This is a genomic window from Mesobacillus thioparans (assembly GCF_965138835.1).
Lineage (GTDB): Bacteria > Bacillota > Bacilli > Bacillales > Cytobacillaceae > Mesobacillus > Mesobacillus thioparans.
Genome location: NZ_CBCSFH010000001.1, coordinates 599,399 through 618,548 on the forward strand (window position 1 = coordinate 599,399; position 19,150 = coordinate 618,548).

Annotated in this window: 18 protein-coding genes and 1 other annotated feature; of the genes, 3 read left to right on the top strand and 15 right to left on the bottom strand. The window is 40.6% G+C overall.

Annotation, left to right across the window (positions count from 1 at the left end):
* Window positions 1-26: 26 nt before the first annotated feature.
* The 4 genes from cls to ACNAZ4_RS03110 form a co-directional block, all read right to left on the bottom strand.
* Entirely contained in the window at window positions 27-1,538 is a 1,512-nt protein-coding gene (cls, locus tag ACNAZ4_RS03095) for a cardiolipin synthase (RefSeq protein ID WP_415812713.1), read from the bottom strand.
* Window positions 1,539-1,776: 238 nt separating this feature from the next.
* On the bottom strand, window positions 1,777-2,448 hold the full coding sequence (mecA, locus tag ACNAZ4_RS03100) for an adaptor protein MecA (protein WP_415812714.1): 672 nt from the start codon (window positions 2,446-2,448) through the stop codon (window positions 1,777-1,779).
* Window positions 2,449-2,935: 487 nt separating this feature from the next.
* Window positions 2,936-3,331, bottom strand: a complete 396-nt coding sequence (spxA, locus tag ACNAZ4_RS03105; RefSeq protein WP_079508109.1) for a transcriptional regulator SpxA — start codon at window positions 3,329-3,331, stop codon at window positions 2,936-2,938.
* Window positions 3,332-3,764: 433 nt separating this feature from the next.
* A complete protein-coding gene (locus ACNAZ4_RS03110) occupies window positions 3,765-4,334 on the bottom strand; it encodes a GNAT family N-acetyltransferase (RefSeq protein ID WP_415812715.1) in 570 nt (189 codons plus the stop codon).
* 202 nt (window positions 4,335-4,536) lie between these two features.
* Here ACNAZ4_RS03110 and ACNAZ4_RS03115 point away from each other — a divergent pair, with 202 nt between their 5' ends.
* Window positions 4,537-4,722, top strand: coding sequence for a hypothetical protein (locus ACNAZ4_RS03115; protein ID WP_415812716.1), 186 nt, complete (start codon window positions 4,537-4,539; stop codon window positions 4,720-4,722).
* 104 nt (window positions 4,723-4,826) lie between these two features.
* On the opposite strand, the gene ACNAZ4_RS03120 is transcribed toward ACNAZ4_RS03115, so the two are convergent.
* From ACNAZ4_RS03120 to ACNAZ4_RS03145, 6 genes are all read right to left on the bottom strand, one after another.
* Window positions 4,827-5,963: a putative glycoside hydrolase gene (locus ACNAZ4_RS03120; protein WP_415812999.1), complete on the bottom strand. Its 1,137-nt coding sequence runs from the start codon at window positions 5,961-5,963 to the stop codon at window positions 4,827-4,829.
* Window positions 5,964-6,189: 226 nt separating this feature from the next.
* The gene (locus tag ACNAZ4_RS03125; RefSeq protein ID WP_415812717.1) at window positions 6,190-7,131 is read right to left on the bottom strand and encodes an ABC transporter ATP-binding protein; all 942 of its coding nucleotides are present in this window, start codon (window positions 7,129-7,131) and stop codon (window positions 6,190-6,192) included.
* 22 nt (window positions 7,132-7,153) lie between these two features.
* Entirely contained in the window at window positions 7,154-8,188 is a 1,035-nt protein-coding gene (locus ACNAZ4_RS03130) for an ABC transporter ATP-binding protein (protein ID WP_415812718.1), read from the bottom strand.
* 17 nt (window positions 8,189-8,205) lie between these two features.
* Window positions 8,206-9,234: an oligopeptide ABC transporter permease gene (opp3C, locus tag ACNAZ4_RS03135; RefSeq protein ID WP_415812719.1), complete on the bottom strand. Its 1,029-nt coding sequence runs from the start codon at window positions 9,232-9,234 to the stop codon at window positions 8,206-8,208.
* Window positions 9,234-10,163: an oligopeptide ABC transporter permease gene (opp3b, locus tag ACNAZ4_RS03140; protein WP_415812720.1), complete on the bottom strand. Its 930-nt coding sequence runs from the start codon at window positions 10,161-10,163 to the stop codon at window positions 9,234-9,236. Before opp3b ends, opp3C begins: the two co-directional genes overlap by 1 nt.
* Window positions 10,164-10,301: 138 nt before the next feature.
* Window positions 10,302-12,008 carry a peptide ABC transporter substrate-binding protein gene (locus ACNAZ4_RS03145; RefSeq protein WP_415812721.1) on the bottom strand — a complete coding sequence of 569 codons (1,707 nt, stop codon included), beginning with the start codon at window positions 12,006-12,008 and terminating at the stop codon, window positions 10,302-10,304.
* A gap of 272 nt (window positions 12,009-12,280) precedes the next feature.
* Between ACNAZ4_RS03145 and ACNAZ4_RS03150 the strand changes: the two genes are divergently transcribed.
* Both ACNAZ4_RS03150 and trpS read left to right on the top strand, forming a co-directional pair.
* The gene (locus ACNAZ4_RS03150) at window positions 12,281-12,646 is read left to right on the top strand and encodes a DUF3899 domain-containing protein (RefSeq protein ID WP_415812722.1); all 366 of its coding nucleotides are present in this window, start codon (window positions 12,281-12,283) and stop codon (window positions 12,644-12,646) included.
* Window positions 12,647-12,707: 61 nt separating this feature from the next.
* Window positions 12,708-12,935, top strand: a binding site (T-box leader).
* 84 nt (window positions 12,936-13,019) lie between these two features.
* Window positions 13,020-14,009: a tryptophan--tRNA ligase gene (gene trpS / locus ACNAZ4_RS03155; protein WP_415812723.1), complete on the top strand. Its 990-nt coding sequence runs from the start codon at window positions 13,020-13,022 to the stop codon at window positions 14,007-14,009.
* Window positions 14,010-14,082: 73 nt separating this feature from the next.
* On the opposite strand, the gene ACNAZ4_RS03160 is transcribed toward trpS, so the two are convergent.
* The 5 genes from ACNAZ4_RS03160 to opp4A form a co-directional block, all read right to left on the bottom strand.
* Window positions 14,083-14,829, bottom strand: coding sequence for a YjbA family protein (locus tag ACNAZ4_RS03160; protein WP_415812724.1), 747 nt, complete (start codon window positions 14,827-14,829; stop codon window positions 14,083-14,085).
* Between the two features lie 86 nt (window positions 14,830-14,915).
* Window positions 14,916-15,128, bottom strand: coding sequence for a hypothetical protein (locus ACNAZ4_RS03165; protein WP_415812725.1), 213 nt, complete (start codon window positions 15,126-15,128; stop codon window positions 14,916-14,918).
* A gap of 366 nt (window positions 15,129-15,494) precedes the next feature.
* The gene (gene opp4C / locus ACNAZ4_RS03170) at window positions 15,495-16,403 is read right to left on the bottom strand and encodes an oligopeptide ABC transporter permease (protein ID WP_415812726.1); all 909 of its coding nucleotides are present in this window, start codon (window positions 16,401-16,403) and stop codon (window positions 15,495-15,497) included.
* 11 nt (window positions 16,404-16,414) lie between these two features.
* Window positions 16,415-17,380 (bottom strand): oligopeptide ABC transporter permease, encoded by a 966-nt coding sequence (opp4B, locus tag ACNAZ4_RS03175; RefSeq protein ID WP_415812727.1) that lies wholly within the window; start codon window positions 17,378-17,380, stop codon window positions 16,415-16,417.
* A 37-nt stretch (window positions 17,381-17,417) separates the two neighbouring features.
* On the bottom strand, window positions 17,418-19,139 hold the full coding sequence (opp4A, locus tag ACNAZ4_RS03180; RefSeq protein WP_415812728.1) for an oligopeptide ABC transporter substrate-binding protein: 1,722 nt from the start codon (window positions 19,137-19,139) through the stop codon (window positions 17,418-17,420).
* Between the last annotated feature and the right edge of the window lie 11 nt (window positions 19,140-19,150).

The following is a 19,150-nucleotide window of genomic DNA, read 5'->3' on the forward strand; positions in this document are numbered from 1 at the left end:
AAAAAACCCGGATTAAATCCGGGCTGCTAGAGCATGGGTGACAGAAGTCTCGAAGTTGATTCGAGGAGCCTGTAACCGATATTTCGATTACTGAAATCGTTTAGGTCGATTGCATTTGATTTCTGGATATCATTTTGGTACTCCTCGACCAGTTTCAAGGTACTGCTTGTTTTATAAAGGAAAGCATTGACCTCGAAGTTCAAGTGGAAGCTTCTCATATCCATATTGGACGTGCCAATCGAAGCAAGCTGGCCGTCGACAATGACGATTTTACTGTGCATGAATCCTTTTTCATATTCGTAGATCTTTACCCCGGCTTCAAGGAGTTCGGGGAAATAGGACCTCGAAGCGAAGAAAACAATCTTTTTATCAGGTCTTTTCGGGACAAGCAGCCTGACGTCAAGTCCGCTTAGGGCAGCGACTTTGATCGCGCTGAAAATATCTTCATCAGGGATAAAATACGGTGACGCAATCCAAACTGATTTGTCTGCCGAGGAAATCATCGAGAAGAAGATATTCTTGATTACGCTCCACTCATTGTCTGGCCCTCCTGCAATCATCTGTACTCCGCCATGAGTGTTGTCTTCAAGCGCAGGTGACAAATACTCTGCCGTCAAAAGGCTGTTATTCGTCATGTAGTACCAATCTTGCAGGAAAATCAGCTGCAGGCTTCGCACTGCTTCTCCTTTTGCCATCAGATGAGTGTCACGCCAGAAGCCAAAATCCTTATTCCTTCCCAGGTACTCATCGCCGATATTCAAACCTCCGACGAATCCGACTGTCCCGTCAATCACAATGATTTTACGGTGATTGCGGAAGTTGAACTTACTGTTCAGGAACGGTAGACGGACAGGACCAAATTCGACCACTTCCACACCTGCGTCAGTCAAGTCGGCGATATAATTTTTCGAAAGCTTCCATGAGCCAACGGAATCATACAGGAACCGGACCTTTACGCCTTTTTTCGCTTTTTCAATCAGCACATTCTTGATTTCATGGCCAATCTCATCATCACGGACGATATAATATTCCATATGGATATGATGGGTGGCCTTTTTTAATTCTTCAAGAATATGGGCGAAAGTTTCCTCGCCATTCGTAAGCACCTTTGTCGAAGTCGCAAAGGAAATAGGGCTATTCCCGAGATTCTGGGCAAGATTGAACAATCGCCGGTGATCTTCTTCCATTTCAAGCATTCTCGCTTTATTCACTCTTTCGCTGTCTCCTTCGAATCGCGAGAATGTTTGTTTATCGAGAAAGTACTTGCGGCGGAACATTTTCTCCTTCCGATGGTTCCGGCCAAATAACAAATAAAAAATAAAACCTACTACCGGAAAACCGCCGAGGACAACAATCCATGTCAAAGTCTGGGCTGGATGACGATTTTCAAGGAAGATGACAAAGATGATAAAAATTACCGTCAATGTCATGAAAATACTTATGTAACCCAGATAAACAGCATCAAGTTTTTCATAAAACAAATAATATATACCTGCCAAAATGAATAAAAACGTTAAGATTCGAACTGTATTCTTCATGGTAACCACCTGTTTTCCTGCTTCTGATTTCCAATCAACTGTATATATACGTTTCTATTATGTGATAAGATTCATACAAATTATATCAAAAAAAGTGCAAGCATCTCGCTTTGAGCAGACATACGCCGGAAGGCCGAGTCGTTATACGGCTTCAATGAGCGCATCGATGAACCCCGAAGACCTATGTGCTGGATCTGGATTAAAAAAGCCGATTTCATCTCTGAAATCGGCCCTGCAATCAGGAAAAATGCTTCCTTATTACATTGAATACATCATTGTCGATAATCTTGTTGCCGTATTCATCAAGACGATGAATTGTCATGCTCGATTCCTGGCCATATTCAAGAAGGACGCTCAGAATATTATCAATTTCTTCTTCGTCTTCGAAATCCTGCTCAGGAAATTCAATGTATAGATAATACTTGTCATTATAACTGTACAAGCTTGTTTTGATTTTATCAGTTCCCGGCCGTTTTGATAGCGAGATGACGTCCTCGAAATCCTTGAAGTGCAATAAGAATTCAAGATCATCCTCGTAAGTATGCTCCTCATCTTCAAATCCTTTTGAATTGAATTGATGGTCAAGCAGCTCTTCGATTCGCTCATCGACTGGCATATCTTTCAATTTATCGTTTGGAAGCGGCAGTTCAAATTTTGGCCCGTCCTTCGATAATTGAGCTTTCGTCACTAAAACCTCCAGACCTTTTTCCAGGGCCTGGACCTGGATCCATAATGGACCTTCTACAGTAAACTCTTCTTCAGCATGGACTTCATCCATCATCTCCCAGAACAGTTCCTCACTGCGGTCGCGGTTATACCAGATTTCTTCCCTGTCAAACCCGCGTTCCTCGATGTCCATATATGAAATATAGAACTTAACCGTATTCTCATTAATACGTTCGATCTCCATTCGCTTTCTCTCCCTTCCAGGCAAAGATTTGAAGGGACTAAATACCCCCAAAAGCAGTTGGTCCTTATCTTTTACCCTTAATAAATGAGTCTGAATCACCTTGTTTTTATTAAAGGAAGGTAAATAGAATAATCTTGTACTTTCATTTTATGTTATAATCAGCCATTTTGGAAATAAAATACGCACCCATTTTTACAAAAGGCAGATTTATCATTGTACGGGTTTACTTCGTATCATATTCGGAAATCCACGAAGTCAAACAAGAGCAATGGAGGTATAAAATTAAAGTATTCTTTATATTTTAGCAGAAATTTGGGTTGATTTCAATTTGTCTGACTGTCCGAGATGAAGCTTGAAAGGAATCATTTTAAAATGGTTTTATGAATGGTTTTTGTTTTAAGGACATTTACACATTTGAATGTGAATGGCGGAGGTCTATAAGAGGCATATAATCAAAAAAAGCCCCCAAAGTTGGGAGCTTTATAATTTAATTGACTAAGCGCTGTGCTTCGCGCAATTGGAAAGTGCGGACTTTTCGCGGAAGGAAGCGTCTGATTTCATCTTCATTATAACCAACCTGCAGGCGCTTTTCGTCGATGATGATTGGGCGGCGAAGTAACCCTGGGTTTTCTTTGATTACTTCGAACAATTCCTGCAAAGGCATTGTCTCTAAGTTCACGTCTAGTTTTTGGAATGTCTTCGAACGAGTTGAGATGATTTCATCCGTCCCATCCTCTGTCATACGAAGTATTTCCTTTATTTCATCAATTGATAAAGGCTCAGAAAATATGTTTCTTTCAGTGTATGGGATTTCATGTTCTTCAAGCCATGATTTTGCTTTTCTGCATGAAGTACAACTTGGTGAAGTGTATAAAGTGACCATTGGTAATTCACACTCCTTAAGATTTACTTATATATTATTTGCCTCAAATGAACTGTCATTTATTAAATAATAATAAGTATAATTTTATAATTTATATTGTTTATTATACACCATGAGGAGGATAAAAGGTATCCTTTTCATAAATTTAACGCGGGTGACTATGTAAGAAATTTTGTTCTTCTTTATATATAACGAATGAAACAGAAAAAAGTTTCAATAAAAATGAATAATTTTCATCTCCCTCTGATTCCAATCTATATAAATATTCGTAAAATTCCCAGCGATTATGTCCGTTAGATCACAAATTCACAATTTATTTATATTTACCCGCTATTCGATTGCTGAAACCCTTTTTTATAAAATTTTTAATTCTCAATTACAACCCTCAAAATGAAAACGCAACCATGGCCATTGTCCAAGGTTGCGCCGGTGTTTATAGATCTTCCAGTAAATCGTCCCGTTTGTTTTCTACCGTCAAAACTTCATCTACTGGCTGGTACGATTCGCCGTAGAATGTTTTGTCTTTGTAGGTGTGAATCATGTTATAGGTTTTTTTCATTGCCTCATACACTAAATCTTCGGAAGCTTCGTTCGGCGACCAATAAAGAATTTCCATTTCATTGATTTCATTTGTTGCCAGCGACCTCCGTCTATATCCAACCGTGCGGGCATGCTCAAACCCTTCCCTTTTATAGAAACGAAGACGCTTTTCAGTGTCTGTGTCTTCATAATTTACCGGCTCCACTTCGAGGATGATCGGCTTGCCTTTCGCTTTCAGCTTGTCAATCAGCTTATGTCCCAGTCCCTGTCCGCGAGTTTCCTTTGCGACAAACAGATAATCGATGAATACAAAGTCATCTGTTTCAACATACATGAGGACATGACCCGGGCCTTCATCCTTATGATAAATTTCCGGCCGTTCCTTTAAAAGAGTTTCCATATGCTCCTTTGATTTCATTTCCTCTATCGGGAAATACTGATTTAATTTTTCATACCAATGCATGGCTTATCTCCTTTTCATTTTTATTCCATCCCGATAAGCACCCAGCTTTTCTTATATAATCATGATCAAAATGCTCGTATTATTTTTTCTAAATAAAGTTCTTTTAATACGCTTACAATTCTTTTAAAATAAAGATGTACGTATCATGCATTTATATTTGCCACAATCATGAAATTGTGAAAAAAAAAGGTGGAGGTTTATCATGGGCGGTTACATAATGGATTTAACTATCGTTGCTTTGCTGATCGTGGGAATTACCGCAACAATTGGTGTCATCACTAACGGAATAGGCACTCGATTCTTCAGTGGGAATAAAAGAAATGAATTCGTCGATCAGTCAACCAGATTGCAAAACGGCTGGAAAAATGTTGGCGGCAGCAAGAAGTAATCCACATGCCATCTAATTATAACTTATTATCATGCTGATTATCTAATAATATGAAAAGCCTGGAAGGACCAATTCATCCTCTCCAGGCTTTTTGTTCTTGTTTGTTAAGGTGTGTAATCAACATTCTGTGAATATCTGTTGCTGGCATTCCATAGTAAGTACTCATTGATGCCTTGATCTTTGAGTGCCCTTATCTGGTCTTCGACTTCTTTTTTTCCATAGACAATGTAATTTCCGCTTCCAAGCCACGATGCTGTAAAATCCTGAAGCCATGGACGGGATAAAGGCGGAGTCTTTAATTCAGCCAGTTTGTTTTTCTCCATCTTTGCGTATTCCTCAACAAGATGGTATGGCTGGGTGTCTGGCTTCGCAATTCCGAAATAAGAAGTCCAATGGCTAGGATAAATCATTGAAGAAATGACATCGACATTCTCTGAGATTTTCGAGAAATTCTGTCCTATGCCAGGTGCTTCCGGAAGGGTTGCGGTATAGCCGAAAATATCGACTGATACTTTCACATCATACGGTTTTAACTCTTCACGTGCATATGCCACGAATTCAGTAACCGCTTTGACACGTTTTTGGACATTATCCATTTCAATATCCTGATAATCTCCCATTGAGTACTTCAGGGTGCTGTCGCGCCGTTCGAATCCCTCAGGGAAGCGGACATAGTCAAACTGGATTTCCTGAAAACCCATTTTTGCAGCCTCTTTTGCAATTTGTACATTGTATTCCCAAACATCTTTGACAAATGGGTTTACAAAGGATTCTCCTCTTCCATTCTTCCAAACTTCATTTCCATCCTTATATGACCACTCAGGCTTTTTAGTTGCCAGGGCCGAATCTTTAAAAACAACCACCCTTGCAATTGGATAGATTTGCTTTTCTTCCAGCGTTTTCATCATTTTTTTGGGGTCCTTGATATAAGGCTTTCCGATATCGTTAAATGGAGAGTCTTCATCAGGTTTGTATGTAAGAAAACCATGATCGTCTTTTATATCGATCACCATCGCATTAAGATCGGTGCTATCAACCAATTTTGTAAGACTAGTAAACTTTTCTCCTCCTGCTGAATTGCCTGTCACATAGATTCCTCTTACAGCATCCGGATACTCAAAGTGATAGCCGGAATCAAATTTGAACCTCGGCATCTGGTTCGGGATCTCCCTGACCAAAGACTGATGTTCCCTGATAGGCAGTTTTTCTGAGTCATGAGTTTTTGTCTCAGCATAGGCCATTCCGCTTGCTTGCGAAAAAGAGGCAGCCATAAGCGCTGCTGCTGCGATTTTTTTGAATTGCACAAACATCTCTCCTTTCAGAACGAGCATTTTTTTCCATTATAATATCTATTTTACCCACTTTCGACAGATTTAGATATTATAGAGTAATATTTTCATATGGAATTTTTTTCCCTGAATTTCGATTAAGCAAAAAAAGCGATCTCAGGGTAAGAGATCGCTTTGATTATTTGACATGTTGTTGCTGATATTGTTTGAGTTCTTTCTCAGAACAGTAAACGTAATGCCCTGGAACAACCTCACGCATTTTCACTTCTTCACCATCTGCATACAGATGTACATTCGGATCATAAGTTTTGCGGCGGCGTGTACGTTCAGATTCTGGATCTGGAAGCGGAATCGCCGATAGCAATGATTGTGTATATGGATGCAGTGGATTTTTGTACAATTCTTCAGCGGTCGTTAATTCAACCAGCTTACCAAAGTACATTACACCAATTCTGTCACTGATATATTTAACCATTGAAAGATCGTGTGCAATAAACAAGTATGTTAACCCTTTTTCGCGCTGTAATTTCTTCATCAGGTTGACAACCTGAGCCTGAATGGAAACATCAAGTGCTGAAATAGGTTCATCTGCAATAATAAATTCCGGCTGAACAGCAAGTGCACGGGCAATTCCGATACGCTGTCTTTGACCGCCAGAGAACTCGTGAGGATAACGGTTGGCGTGCTCTCTATTTAAGCCAACTGTTTCAAGCAGCTCATATACCCTTTCCATTCTTTCCTTCTTGCTTTTTGCCAGCCCATGAATATCGATGCCTTCAGCAATAACATCGGATACTTTCATCCTTGGATTCAGAGATGCATAAGGATCCTGAAAAATCATTTGCATGCTTCGGTTGAATTTCTTTAAATCTTTTTTACTTTTCTTGCCGTGTACGTTTTCACCTTTGTAAAGGACCTCTCCATCTGTTGCATCGTAAAGCCTGATGATTGTGCGTCCAGTTGTGGACTTACCACAGCCTGATTCTCCAACCAGTCCAAGAGTCTCTCCTTTAAAGATATCAAAAGTAATTCCGTCAATCGCTTTTACTTCATTTGGTTGACCAATATTGAAGTATTGCTTCAGATTCTTTATTTCAAGAAGTTTTTCTCTATTTTCCATCAGCCAGTCCTCCTCCTACAGTTTATTTCATGCCCATGAATTTGCGCATTCTGCTCTTCACAGCTTCCGGTGGTTCTACCTTCGGAGCATCCGGATGCAACAGCCATGTAGCAGCATAATGTGTATCGGACACTTTAAACATTGGAGGCTGTTCTTCTAGATCAATTTGCATTGCATATTCATTTCGTGGCGCAAAGGCATCACCCTTTGGCGGATGCAATAAGTTTGGCGGTGTACCAGGAATTGCATATAACTCTTCTTCCTTAGCATCAAGGCTTGGCATCGAACTAATCAATCCCCATGTATAAGGATGCTGCGGATTGTAAAACACTTCGTCAACAGTCCCAATTTCAACTATCTTGCCACCATACATTACAGCAACCCTGTCTGCTACGTTCGCAACAACACCAAGGTCATGAGTAATGAAGATAATAGAAGTATCAATCTTTTTCTGCAGATCCTTCATCAATTCCAGAATCTGTGCCTGGATGGTTACATCCAACGCCGTTGTTGGCTCATCAGCAATTAAGACCTTTGGATTACATGCTAATGCAATCGCGATGACGACCCTTTGTCTCATACCACCGGAAAATTGGTGAGGATATTGCTTGACCCTTAATTCCGGCTTAGGAATACCGACTAGCTTCAACAGCTGAACAGCCCGTTCCCTTGCCGCAGATGTACTCATGTTTTGATGCTTGATCAGCGGTTCCATGATTTGCTTGCCAACAGTCATTGTTGGATTCAAGGAAGTCATTGGATCCTGGAAAATCATAGAGATATCCTTACCGCGGATTTTTTGCATCTGTCTGTCGGTTAAGTTTGTCAGATCTTTACCTTCAAACAAAATTTCTCCCTGCTTGATTTCGGAATTGCCTGGAGGCAGCAACCTCATGATTGCCTTTGTCGTTACTGATTTACCTGAACCAGACTCTCCAACAATAGCAAGGGTTTCTCCCTTTTTCAGTTCAAAATTCACACCGCGGATTGCTTTTACTTCGCCCGCAAATGTATGGAAGGAGATATTTAAATCTTTAACCTCTAAAATATTTTCCATTATATTCACCTGCCCTTTTAATCGCGCATTTTCGGATCAAGCGCATCACGCAATCCGTCTGCCAGCATATTGAATGTAATCATGATAAGACTGATGATGACAGCTGGGATGATCATCTCATGTGGATGCAATCTTAATACTTTAAATCCTTCATCAATTAAAGTACCCAATGAAGCTAATGGGTCCTGCAGACCAAGTCCAATAAAGCTTAGGAATGCTTCAAAGAAAATCGCGTTTGGAATAGTAAACATTGTGTTAATAATGATGACACCTGCAAGGTTAGGAAGTAAATGTTTGGAAATGATTTTCCCATCAGAATTTCCTAATGTTTTAGATGCAAGAACAAACTCTTGTTCCTTAAGCTTTAAAACCTGTGCACGGACAACACGTGCCATTCCAACCCAACCCGTTATTGTCAGAGCGACAGTAATTGAGATGATACCCGGCTGAAGTACAAGAATCATTAATATTACAACGATCATTGTAGGAATACCAACAAGGACTTCTGTGATCCTTTGCATGACATTGTCCAGACGACCGCCATAATACCCTGAAACCGCTCCATAGGCAACACCAATAATCATATCAATCAGCGCTGCAAGGAAAGCAATATACAAAGAGATTTGGGTACCCTTCCAAGTACGTGTGAAAAGGTCACGTCCTAACGCGTCAGTACCAAACCAATAATACTCGTCTACTTTTTTGACTTCATACATATTAATTTCTTTGCCGGCTTTATTTACTTTAACCCCATCAAAAGGGAGCCAACTGATATTTTCAAGTCCCTGGATTCTTGGCGGCAAATTATTATGGCTGACTTTTTGTGTATCAAAATCTTTTCCACTAATTAAAGGACCAACGAAGGCCATTAAAACAAGTAGAACCATAACAATTAAACTTGCCAGTGCAGCTTTGTTTTTACGCACACGCATCCAAGCATCTTGCCAGAAGGTTAAGCTTGGCTTGTTGATTTCCTCGCTTTTGGCCGAATCGATTTCTGCTGGCCTAAAACGATCTTTTGAAATGTTCGCTTCAAAATCAGCCATTACTTATTACCTCCAGACAGCCTGATACGTGGATCGATGATTCCATAAAGAATATCCACGACAAGGATGATAACTACAAATAAAGCAGCAAATAAAATGGTTGTTCCCATGATAACAGGGTAATCATTAACGTAAATAGATTTTACAAACTGCTCTCCTAATCCTGGAATAGCAAATATCTTTTCTACTACTAGTGAACCTGTCATTAAAGAGATAGCTAAAGGTCCGAGTACAGTTACCAAAGGAATAAGAGCGTTCCTCAAAGCATGTTTAACTGCGATTTCATAGTAACTTGCACCTTTTGCTTTAGCAAGAAGAATGTAATCCGACCCTAAAACTTCAATCATTTCTGTTCTCATGAATCGGGCTGAAATTGCTATTGGGAAAATAGATAATGCGATGGTTGGGAGGATTGTATATTCAAATCCTTTCCAGAATAGCACTGGGAACCAGCCTAATTTTACAGCTATAAAATATTGAAGAAGACCAGCAAAAACAAAGTTTGGCACAGCCTTACCCAAAACTGCAATAAATGTTGCACTATAATCTACCCATGTATTTTGTCTAAGAGCGGCAAATATACCGAGCATGATGCCTAATACGGTACCAACAATCATAGCCTGAGCTCCTAATTGCATGGATGGTCCAAGACGCTTGATCATTAGGTCCGTTACCGGTGTGTTATTGAATTGAAATGAAATACCCAGATCTCCTTGCAGCAGGTTGCCAATATATTTAGCATATTGTACAGGCACTGGCTGGTCCAATCCATACTTAGCTTTCATTATTTGCAATTGTGCAGGCGGCAATTTAGCTGCACTCGCAAATGGCGTACCAGGTATGATTTTCATTAAGAAAAACGTTATGGACGCAATAATGAAAAGAGTTAAAATCATAAAGAGAATCCTTTTAACCAGGTATTTTCCCATAGTGTGCACCTCCTATATTATTTCAATTTTCCCTATTGTTCGACAAATGCCTTACAGGGAAAAAGAGAGTATATCTAGATATACTCTCTTTCTATCATCAGAATTATTACACTCTGAAATAAGAAACTGCTTTAGTTATTATTCTGCTTCAGTGATCTTAACCCATTGGAAGTTATAGTCAGGACCGTAGTTGTAGATCGCAAGACCTTTAACACCTGGGTTCAATAGGATGTTAGCAGCACGCTGGTAAACTGGTGCTAGACCAAAGTCTTCAGCAAGCATGATTCTTTCAGCTTCCTGTTGAGCTTCCCATTGAGCTTTTTCATCAGTTGCTAGCTTGCCTTGAGCATCCTTGATCAACTGATCATATTTAGGGTTAGAGTATCCCATTCTGTTGCTTCCGCCATCAGTGATCCAAAGGTCAGTGAACGACAATGCGTTACCGTAGTCAGGACCCCATCCAGCGAATTGAAGATCATAATCCATAGCGTTGTCACGCTCTAGACGTACTGCGAAAGGAACACTTTCAAGTTTGATAGTCAAACCTGGAAGGTTAGTTTCCAATTGGTTCTTGATGTATGCATCAGTTTTCTTTGCTGCTTCAGTGTCTCCACCAAGGTAGCGAAGTTCTAGCTTATCTTTGCCAAGTTCTTTAAGTCCAGCTTCCCAAGCCTTCTTAGCTTCTTCAGCATTGAAAGTAACAAGGTCGCCGTTCGCTTCACGGAAATCTTCACCGTTAAGAGTTACGAAATCTTTTGGTACGAAATAGTTAGCAGCAACTGAACCATTGTTCAGGATGCTCTTTGCAAGGTCTTCTTTGTTGAAGCCCATTGCGATTGCTTTACGGATGTTCACGTTTTTAAGAGCTTCGTTCTTCTGGTTCAACTTGATCCAGAATACAGTTGGCTCCATCCAGCTAAGCATACGCTCGTCGCCTTCGTATGATGGAACGATATCAGAAGAAAGCAATCCAGTCATGTCTGTTTCGCCAGCTTCAAATGCGTTTACAGCAGAGTTTGAATCTTTTACTACGTTTACAGTGATTTTTTCAAGAGTTACATCATCAGCATTCCAGTAACCTTCGTTCTTTTCAAGTACCCACTCAGTGGCATCAGTACCTTCCCACTTAGTCATCTTGAAAGGTCCGTTGTAAAGTAAGTTTTCAGCATTGCTTGCGAAAGCATCGCCTTTCTCTTCAACAAACTTCTGGTTTTGCGGATAGAATGTTGGGAAAGCGAATAGGTCAGCCCAATATACTACAGGCTTATCAAGAGTTACTTCCAAAGTCTTTTCGTCAAGAGCTTTTACGCCAAGTGTATTAAGGTCGTAATCTTTCTTTTTAGCTCCAGCTTCAGTGATTTCAGCAGCACCCTTGATTTTGCCGCCCATCATGTAAGGACCATATGGAGAAGCAGTTGCAGGGTCGATTGCGCGCTGCCAAGCATACACGAAATCTTGAGCTGTTACAGGCTCGCCGTTAGACCATTTTGAATCACGAAGTGTGAATTTGTAAACAGTCTTATCTTCATTGATTTCAGGCTCGCCATCAGAAAGTGCCGGTACTGGCTTGTGGTTCTGGTCAAGGCGGTAAAGACCTTCACCTACGTTGTTTATGTAAGTGAAACTTGTAGAACCTTCAGCAAGGACAGTGTCCATAGTTGGGATCTCGGAAGAATCCAACATTCTTAATTCCTGTGGTACGTTTGCAGTTTCTTCGCCTTTTGTGCCCTCGTCACTAGGCTTGTCTTTTCCAGTATCCTTATCTCCATCTCCGCTGCACGCAGTCAGAAATAAAGAGAATACTAGAGTCAAAACTAATAGCAATGAAAATTTTGACTTTTTCAAAGTTTTGCCCCCTCTTTTTTGTTGTTTTCTGAAAACTTTTTACATTCCCTATTATACATAGATTAAATTAAATGTTCAATATTTTTGAGAGAAAAATTTACAACATTGAAACAATAGTAATAAATTCCCTTATTGATATATGGTATAATGGTGACTTATAAGCTTTTATGCAAGAAAATCAATATGTTGCCTATTGTAATATTTCAGTTTTTTGATGAAAATATTACAGATATTACTATTACAAAATAACAATTCAAGGGAGAATCAATAAAATGAGCAATAGAGTTGGGAAAATTTTTTTAGGTTTTTTTTCATCGCAATTAGTCGTCCTCTTCCTTTCTTACATCTATTACAGGAATTTAACCTTGCTAACTTATATTAATATTTCCTTTTATATTGCAAGTGCACTGTTATTCACCTCATTAATTGTCTACACAATCAACTCTGGTTTTTTCGACACAATGTCAAATTCGTTCCGGACGGTATTTGCAAAGAAGGAAGAAGGCGGGAAAAAAAAGGCCTTTGAGGAAATGACACCTCTTTCTGAATTGGTCACCTTCAATGCGAACCCCCTTTTAATCATCGGGATCATGAACTTCGCTTTTATGCTGGCAGCACTTTATGTTTACTATTTGTAATAAAATCCTGATTCTCTTGCTAATGTTGAAAAATATGATTATAATCATTTTTAATAAATCTTTAAAAGCAATGAAGAAGAATAGTACAATTGTTCAAGGCTTAGCAGAGAGTTTGTGGTCGGTGGAAACAAACAGCCTGGCATTTGGAATGGACTTCCGAGCTTCTGGTTCGAACCTAAGTAGATCCAGGCGTAAATCCTGCGTTAAAGGAAGCCATGCTGCATAAGCATGGGCAGAGTGACTCATTCGTGAGTAATTAGGGTGGCAACACGGACCATTCGTCCCTACAATTTAGGGGACGAATGGTCTTTTTTGCGTTCTTTTTTTCTTTAACTTTCGGAAAGAGGAACCATAATAGAAGGAGGAATTTTTTATGCAAACCATTTTTTCCGGCATCCAGCCGAGCGGCACGATTACACTTGGCAATTATATCGGGGCTATGAAGCAATTCACAGAATTGCAGGATGAGTATAAATGCTATTTCTGTATCGTTGACCAGCATGCGATTACTGTACCACAGGACCGGTTGCAGCTCCGCAAAAATATCAAAAGCCTTGCAGCATTGTACATCGCGTCCGGAATCGATCCTGAAAAAGTGACCCTGTTCATTCAATCAGAGGTTCCGGCACACGCTCAGGCAGGATGGATGATGCAATGTGTTGCTTATATCGGCGAATTAGAAAGAATGACCCAATTCAAGGATAAATCTTCAGGGAAAGAAGCCGTTTCAGCAGGGCTTTTGACGTACCCGCCCCTTATGGCAGCTGACATCCTTCTATATGGAACGGATTTGGTTCCTGTCGGCGAAGACCAGAAACAGCATCTTGAACTGACAAGGGATCTGGCCGAACGCTTTAATAAAAAATATAACGACATTTTCACCATTCCTGAAGTCCGGATTGCAAAAGTCGGAGCAAGGGTAATGTCTCTGCAAGACCCGATGAAAAAAATGAGCAAATCTGACCTGAACAACAAGGCATTCATTTCTATGCTGGATGATCCTAAACAAATTGAAAAGAAAATCAAGAGTGCGGTTACTGATTCAGAAGGAATCGTGAAATACGATAAAGAAAACAAACCAGGCATCTCGAACCTTCTTTCAATTTACTCCATTCTGACCGATAAATCTGTTACTGATCTTGAAAAGTATTATGAAGGTAAAGGTTACGGAGATTTTAAAGCAGATCTTGCTAAGGTTGTAGTGGATGTGATCGAACCGATCCAGAAAAAGTACTATGAACTGATTGATTCCACAGAACTGGATGAAATCCTCGACATCGGCGCTGAAAAGGCAAACCAAGTCGCAAGCAAGATGGTCAAGAAAATGGAAAACGCCATGGGCCTTGGCCGTAAAAGAAAATAAGAAGAAAAGGAGCTGGTTTGTATCAGCTCCTTCTTCTTTTATTGAAAATAAAAAGAGCTGAATTAATCAGCTCCTAATTTACCTTCGGACCGTGCTCCATCTCCCATAATTTTTCGAAGAATGCCTGTCCTTTTATGATATTTTCACAGAAATTCTCATGTTTACCTGACCAGCCGAATTTTGTTTCATCATATAATCTTTCCCATACTTCCTCAAAGCAAAGCTGTTGGATCTCTTCATATTGTTCAGGTTTCCATTCTGTGAACCAGTAGCGAACTTCAGCGACGTTTTTTGAAGAGTTCAACTGGTCCATCGCCATGAATAATAACTGCTTCAATTGTCTTTCCTTACGGGTCAATCCCCTCATCAAATCCGGGGCTGGCGATAAGATATGAAAATCTTTCAAAGCAGTTTGGTCATTGAAACCGTACTGAATAGTATCCTGGTTTTCAATCATTTCATAAACCAGCTGTTCCTGTCTCGGAATCAGGCGGCTTTTGCGAATCGGGATATTATAGCCGATTGTATCCACGGCAAGGATTCCTGTCCCATCGGAAACAACGAAACAATAATCAAGCTGCGTGCGTTCATGATTCTTCCTTAAGTATGCCTTGCGGTAAATGTCATCCAGAAGCTGTTGAGGCAACTCTGATAAATCATTTTCAATGTAATTAAATAACAAATGGTCAATTTTCAGAAGAGGCACCTGGTCAAGCAGCTCCACTCCATCGTCCTTGCGCCATTCATGAAAATGGCAGACATTATAGCCGTTCTCTTCCCCTTCGAACCAGTTTACCCAGACATCATGAAGATACAACATGATTTATAACCCCTCACTTCAAGAAACTGTTTGTCCATCAGTATGGGCAGCACTCAGTAAAATTATTCCTTAAAAGGAAGATCAATTTAATCATCATGATGATGTGGCCAATATATACTCAGCCAGATCACTCCAATTCCTGCAGGAAGAAGATAACACTCCACCCTCCCCGATATAAAAGCTAAATACTCATCCACACCGTGACCCGCAGTAATCATATTCAAATACGCGATCGTGCTGATTCCCCCAGAGACAGCCAAACTAAAACCAATCGTCAAAACAAACAACCTAAAAATCATCAAATTGGCTCTTTTCACAATTGACATTCAAATCATACAACGTACTCACCCCGGCCTGTCCATTTTTATATACATATGAAGGAAGTGGATAAGACAGTACAGGAAGCAGAATTAATTGTACATGCAGTTGGGGGAGGTAACTATACTAATTGCCCCGGTTACTTTTAACATTGAAGTCCGAACTTGGAGGACTTCGGACATTTCGAGCACTCCAGCTTGCTGTTTTGTCCGAACCCGCACCACTTCGGACATTTCAAACACTCAAGCATGTTGTTTTGTCCGAACCCGGCACCCTTTCGGCAACATGTACAACTTCAATCCTGAAATTGGCCAAAATAAAAAATCTACCTGTGTATGGTAGATTTTTTAACGGCGTGATCTTGGATTCAATGCGTCTTTCAGGCCTTCACCTACGAAGTTGATGGACAAAATCGTCAGTGTGATGGCGAGGGCTGGTGGAATCCAGATCCACGGCTTTCCCTGTAATACGTCTGGTTCATTTGCGAATGCAAGCATGTTGCCCCATGATGGAATTTCGGATGGTACACCGAATCCGAGGAAGCTTAGTCCGGTTTCTGCGACAATCATGGAAGCGAACAGGATTGTTGCTTGTACGATGATTGTAGAAAGGACGTTTGGAAGCAAATGCTTTGTGATGACTTTAAATGGTGAGCATCCGATCGAAATGGCTGCAAGAATGTATTCATTTTCTTTCTCCGCCAGGATCTTGCTTCGGACGATACGTGCTACCCCGCCCCAGCTCAGCAAGCTGATAACCATGATCAGGATAACAAGACCATTGATTTTACCATAGAAAATTGTAGCTAATACGATAACGAATACCAGGAATGGGAAGTTCAGGACAAAATCTGTAAAACGCATCAGCATGCTGTCCACGATTCCGCCGAAATATCCTGAGATCGATCCTACAATTGTTCCAAAAAAGATAACGAATAGCGTACAGCTAATTCCGACTAGTAATGATACCCTTCCACCGTACAACAATCTCGTAAAAACATCCCGGCCATTTTTATCTGTTCCGAGCCAGTGCTCTGCAGATGGCTTCAAGGACATTTGACCGATATTGATTTTAGTGATGTCAATTGTCGTAATGTATGGAGCCAGGAAAGAGACAACGGTAACGATGATCAAAAAGATCAGACTTGTCATCGCAAGCTTGTTCTTAATGAACTTCTTGCGAGCAATGGCCCAAGGAGACAACCCTTTTTCCGGCTTCAGGTTAATCTGTGTATTTTTTGCTGTAGAAACTTCCATAGCCATCCTCCTTAATCCAGCCTGATCCTTGGATCAACGATTCCATATAGGATATCTGCAACCAGGTTTCCAAACAAAGTCAAGAATGAGAACATCATAGTCAATGTCATGAGGACTGGATAGTCTCTTTGACTGACAGAGTTCAAGAATAATTGACCGATTCCAGGATAAGTGAAGATCGTTTCGGTGATGATTGCTCCACCGACAAGTGCAACGATATCAAATCCAAGGAATGTAATCAGCGGGATGATTGAGTTACGTAAAATGTGCTGATTGTAGATTTTCTTTTCAGGTGTTCCTTTAGCACGTGCCGTTCTTACAAAGTCCTTACGACTGTTTTCTATAATGTCATTACGCAGGAATTGCGTATAGCTTGCGGTACTCAGTAGACCTAATACAAGTGCTGGCAAGAAAACATGGTGTAATTTGCTGATCCAATATGCAGCTGTTCCTTCTGTCGTGGAGATATCAACCGATCCATTTGAAGGGAACCAGCCTAAAGTGAATGAAAAGAAATAGATTGCGAACACACCCGCAACGAATGAAGGGAGTGCCAATCCTATATAGTTCGCGGTTCCTATGGCATTATCGCCTATTGTATATGGCTTCCTGCCGGCATAGATACCCATGATAAACGCAAGAATATAAGTGATTAAAATACTGGTAAAACCTAGGAATATAGTATTAGGCAAACGTTCTGAAATGATTTCACTCGCCGGGATTTTATAGCGGGTTGATTTCCCGAAATCTCCCTGCATGAAGTTAGAAATCCATGTGAAATACTGAATGTGGACTGGGTCGTTGTAACCAAGCTTCTCACGCATCTCTTGTATGTATGCCGGATCCGTATTGTTCGGATCAATCTCCCCACTGAGTGAGTCCCCTGGCATAAGTTTCGCCAGGGAAAACACTACGATGGAGATAAGGAAAAGCATAGGAATCATTCCGAGTATGCGCCGTAAACTGTACTTAAGCATATGCATTCTCCTTAACTGAATAGGTGGTACTTAGCTATTATTGCTTGATCCACCATTCATGAGGTGAGTTAGAACCAGAAACGTCGAACTTAACGCCTTGAACACGCTTAGAAACAGCCATAACTTCTTCTAGTTCAAGGATTGGAAGTGCTGGTACTTCTTCGTTGAAAATCTTCTGCCAGTCAGCATACAGTTGCTTACGCTTATCAGTGTCAGTTCCAACAACTTCAAGGTCAACAGCATCTTCAAGAAGCTTTTGAGCATCTTCATTTACCCAACGAGGGTAGTTCCATACAGATTCAATGCCCCAAAGTGGAAGTGGATCCGGATCAGAGCCAGTTCCCCATCCGCCGTAGAATACTTCTAGAGCTGGGTCATCTTTTTCAAGTTGATCATAGTAAAGGTTAACATCTGTCATTTGAAGCTCAGATTTCAAGCCAACTTCTTCCCAGTACTGAGTCATAGCTTTAGCACGTGCTTCGAAAGTTGGGTTTCCAGTTGCATAGTGAGAGAATTTAACAGTGAATTTCTCACCTTTTGGATCTTCACGGAATCCATCTCCGTCTTTGTCAACATAACCAGCTTTATCAAGGATTTCTTTCGCCTTTTCTGGGTTGTATTCGTATTGGATCGGCATATCTTTGTTATCTGCTGCAATCCAGTGTGAAGATGGGATTGGACGGTTAAGCGGCTTTCCTAATCCACTAAAGAATGCATCTACCCACTCTTGGCGGTTGATAGCGAAAAGCATAGCCTGACGCAATTCTTTGCTAGCGTACTTATCCTTGTCCATTACGTTTTTCTTTCCATCATATTTACCAAGTTTGAATCCGATATAGTAGTAAGATAAGCCAGGATATTTTACTACTTCAACATTGTCAAGTGCTTCGATTTCAGGAAGAACTGTTGGGTGGAATGGAGTCATGTCAAGTGTTCCATTCTTAAGTTCACCAGTTGTAAGTGAAGTATCGATAACTTTAACAATGATCTTTTCGATGTGCGGCTTGCCTTTCCAGTAGTCTTCGTTACGAGTAAGCTCTACTGATTCACCAGGGATAACCTTTGTTACCTTGTAAGCACCTGTTCCAACAGGCTTAGTGCGGACCTGCTCAGAAGCAGCCATGTCTTTAGGATCGATTCCTTCGAATTCCTTGCGAGAAAGCGGGTAAGCCCAAACATTCTCAAGGTTGTTTACGCGTGCTTTGTCAAAAGTGATTTTCAAAGTATAGTCATCAACTACTTCAAGACCAGAGATTTTGTCAGCCTTTCCTTCGTTGAATTCCTTAGCACCTTCGATTGTGTTAACATTAGACCAGCGCTGGTGTTCTCCACCAAGTTTAGCGATTGTTTCAATAGCGAATACCCAGTCATTAACTGTCAGTTCTTCGCCATTGTGCCATTTAACGCCTTTTTCAAAAGTGAATGTGAAAACTTTATTGTCATCAGTTTTCCAGCTTGCGATGTTTGGCTCAGCCTTAAGGTTTTCATCATAGTCGATCAATGGATCATCGAAGAATGCGATGATGTCATCGTCGCCGTCAGCATCGTAGAAGTTCCAGTTCAAAAGGCCTTTGAACTCAGAGCTTAAAGCGTAAGTCAATGTACCGCCATCCTGCGGTCCTGATTCTTCTGCAGCGTTGTCTTTGTCGCCGTCTTTCGGTGTTGTTGATGTCTTTTCTTTGTCTCCTCCGCTGCACGCAGCAAGGAATGTCGATAGAACCAATACTAGCATCGCTAGCAATAACAATGGTTTCTTCATTGTTTTCCCCC

Coding starts and splice junctions, on each gene's coding strand:
- mecA (WP_415812714.1), bottom strand. CDS start 2,448: ATGGAGATCGAACGTATTAATGAGAATACGGTTAAGTTCTATATTTCA.
- ACNAZ4_RS03150 (WP_415812722.1), top strand. CDS start 12,281: ATGAGCAATAGAGTTGGGAAAATTTTTTTAGGTTTTTTTTCATCGCAA.
- spxA (WP_079508109.1), bottom strand. CDS start 3,331: ATGGTCACTTTATACACTTCACCAAGTTGTACTTCATGCAGAAAAGCA.
- ACNAZ4_RS03130 (WP_415812718.1), bottom strand. CDS start 8,188: ATGGAAAATATTTTAGAGGTTAAAGATTTAAATATCTCCTTCCATACA.
- opp4B (WP_415812727.1), bottom strand. CDS start 17,380: ATGCTTAAGTACAGTTTACGGCGCATACTCGGAATGATTCCTATGCTT.
- ACNAZ4_RS03165 (WP_415812725.1), bottom strand. CDS start 15,128: ATGATTTTTAGGTTGTTTGTTTTGACGATTGGTTTTAGTTTGGCTGTC.
- opp3b (WP_415812720.1), bottom strand. CDS start 10,163: ATGGGAAAATACCTGGTTAAAAGGATTCTCTTTATGATTTTAACTCTT.
- opp3C (WP_415812719.1), bottom strand. CDS start 9,234: ATGGCTGATTTTGAAGCGAACATTTCAAAAGATCGTTTTAGGCCAGCA.
- opp4A (WP_415812728.1), bottom strand. CDS start 19,139: ATGAAGAAACCATTGTTATTGCTAGCGATGCTAGTATTGGTTCTATCG.
- opp4C (WP_415812726.1), bottom strand. CDS start 16,403: ATGGAAGTTTCTACAGCAAAAAATACACAGATTAACCTGAAGCCGGAA.
- ACNAZ4_RS03125 (WP_415812717.1), bottom strand. CDS start 7,131: ATGGAAAATAGAGAAAAACTTCTTGAAATAAAGAATCTGAAGCAATAC.
- cls (WP_415812713.1), bottom strand. CDS start 1,538: ATGAAGAATACAGTTCGAATCTTAACGTTTTTATTCATTTTGGCAGGT.
- ACNAZ4_RS03160 (WP_415812724.1), bottom strand. CDS start 14,829: ATGTTGTATCTTCATGATGTCTGGGTAAACTGGTTCGAAGGGGAAGAG.
- ACNAZ4_RS03115 (WP_415812716.1), top strand. CDS start 4,537: ATGGGCGGTTACATAATGGATTTAACTATCGTTGCTTTGCTGATCGTG.
- ACNAZ4_RS03120 (WP_415812999.1), bottom strand. CDS start 5,963: ATGGCCTATGCTGAGACAAAAACTCATGACTCAGAAAAACTGCCTATC.
- trpS (WP_415812723.1), top strand. CDS start 13,020: ATGCAAACCATTTTTTCCGGCATCCAGCCGAGCGGCACGATTACACTT.
- ACNAZ4_RS03110 (WP_415812715.1), bottom strand. CDS start 4,334: ATGCATTGGTATGAAAAATTAAATCAGTATTTCCCGATAGAGGAAATG.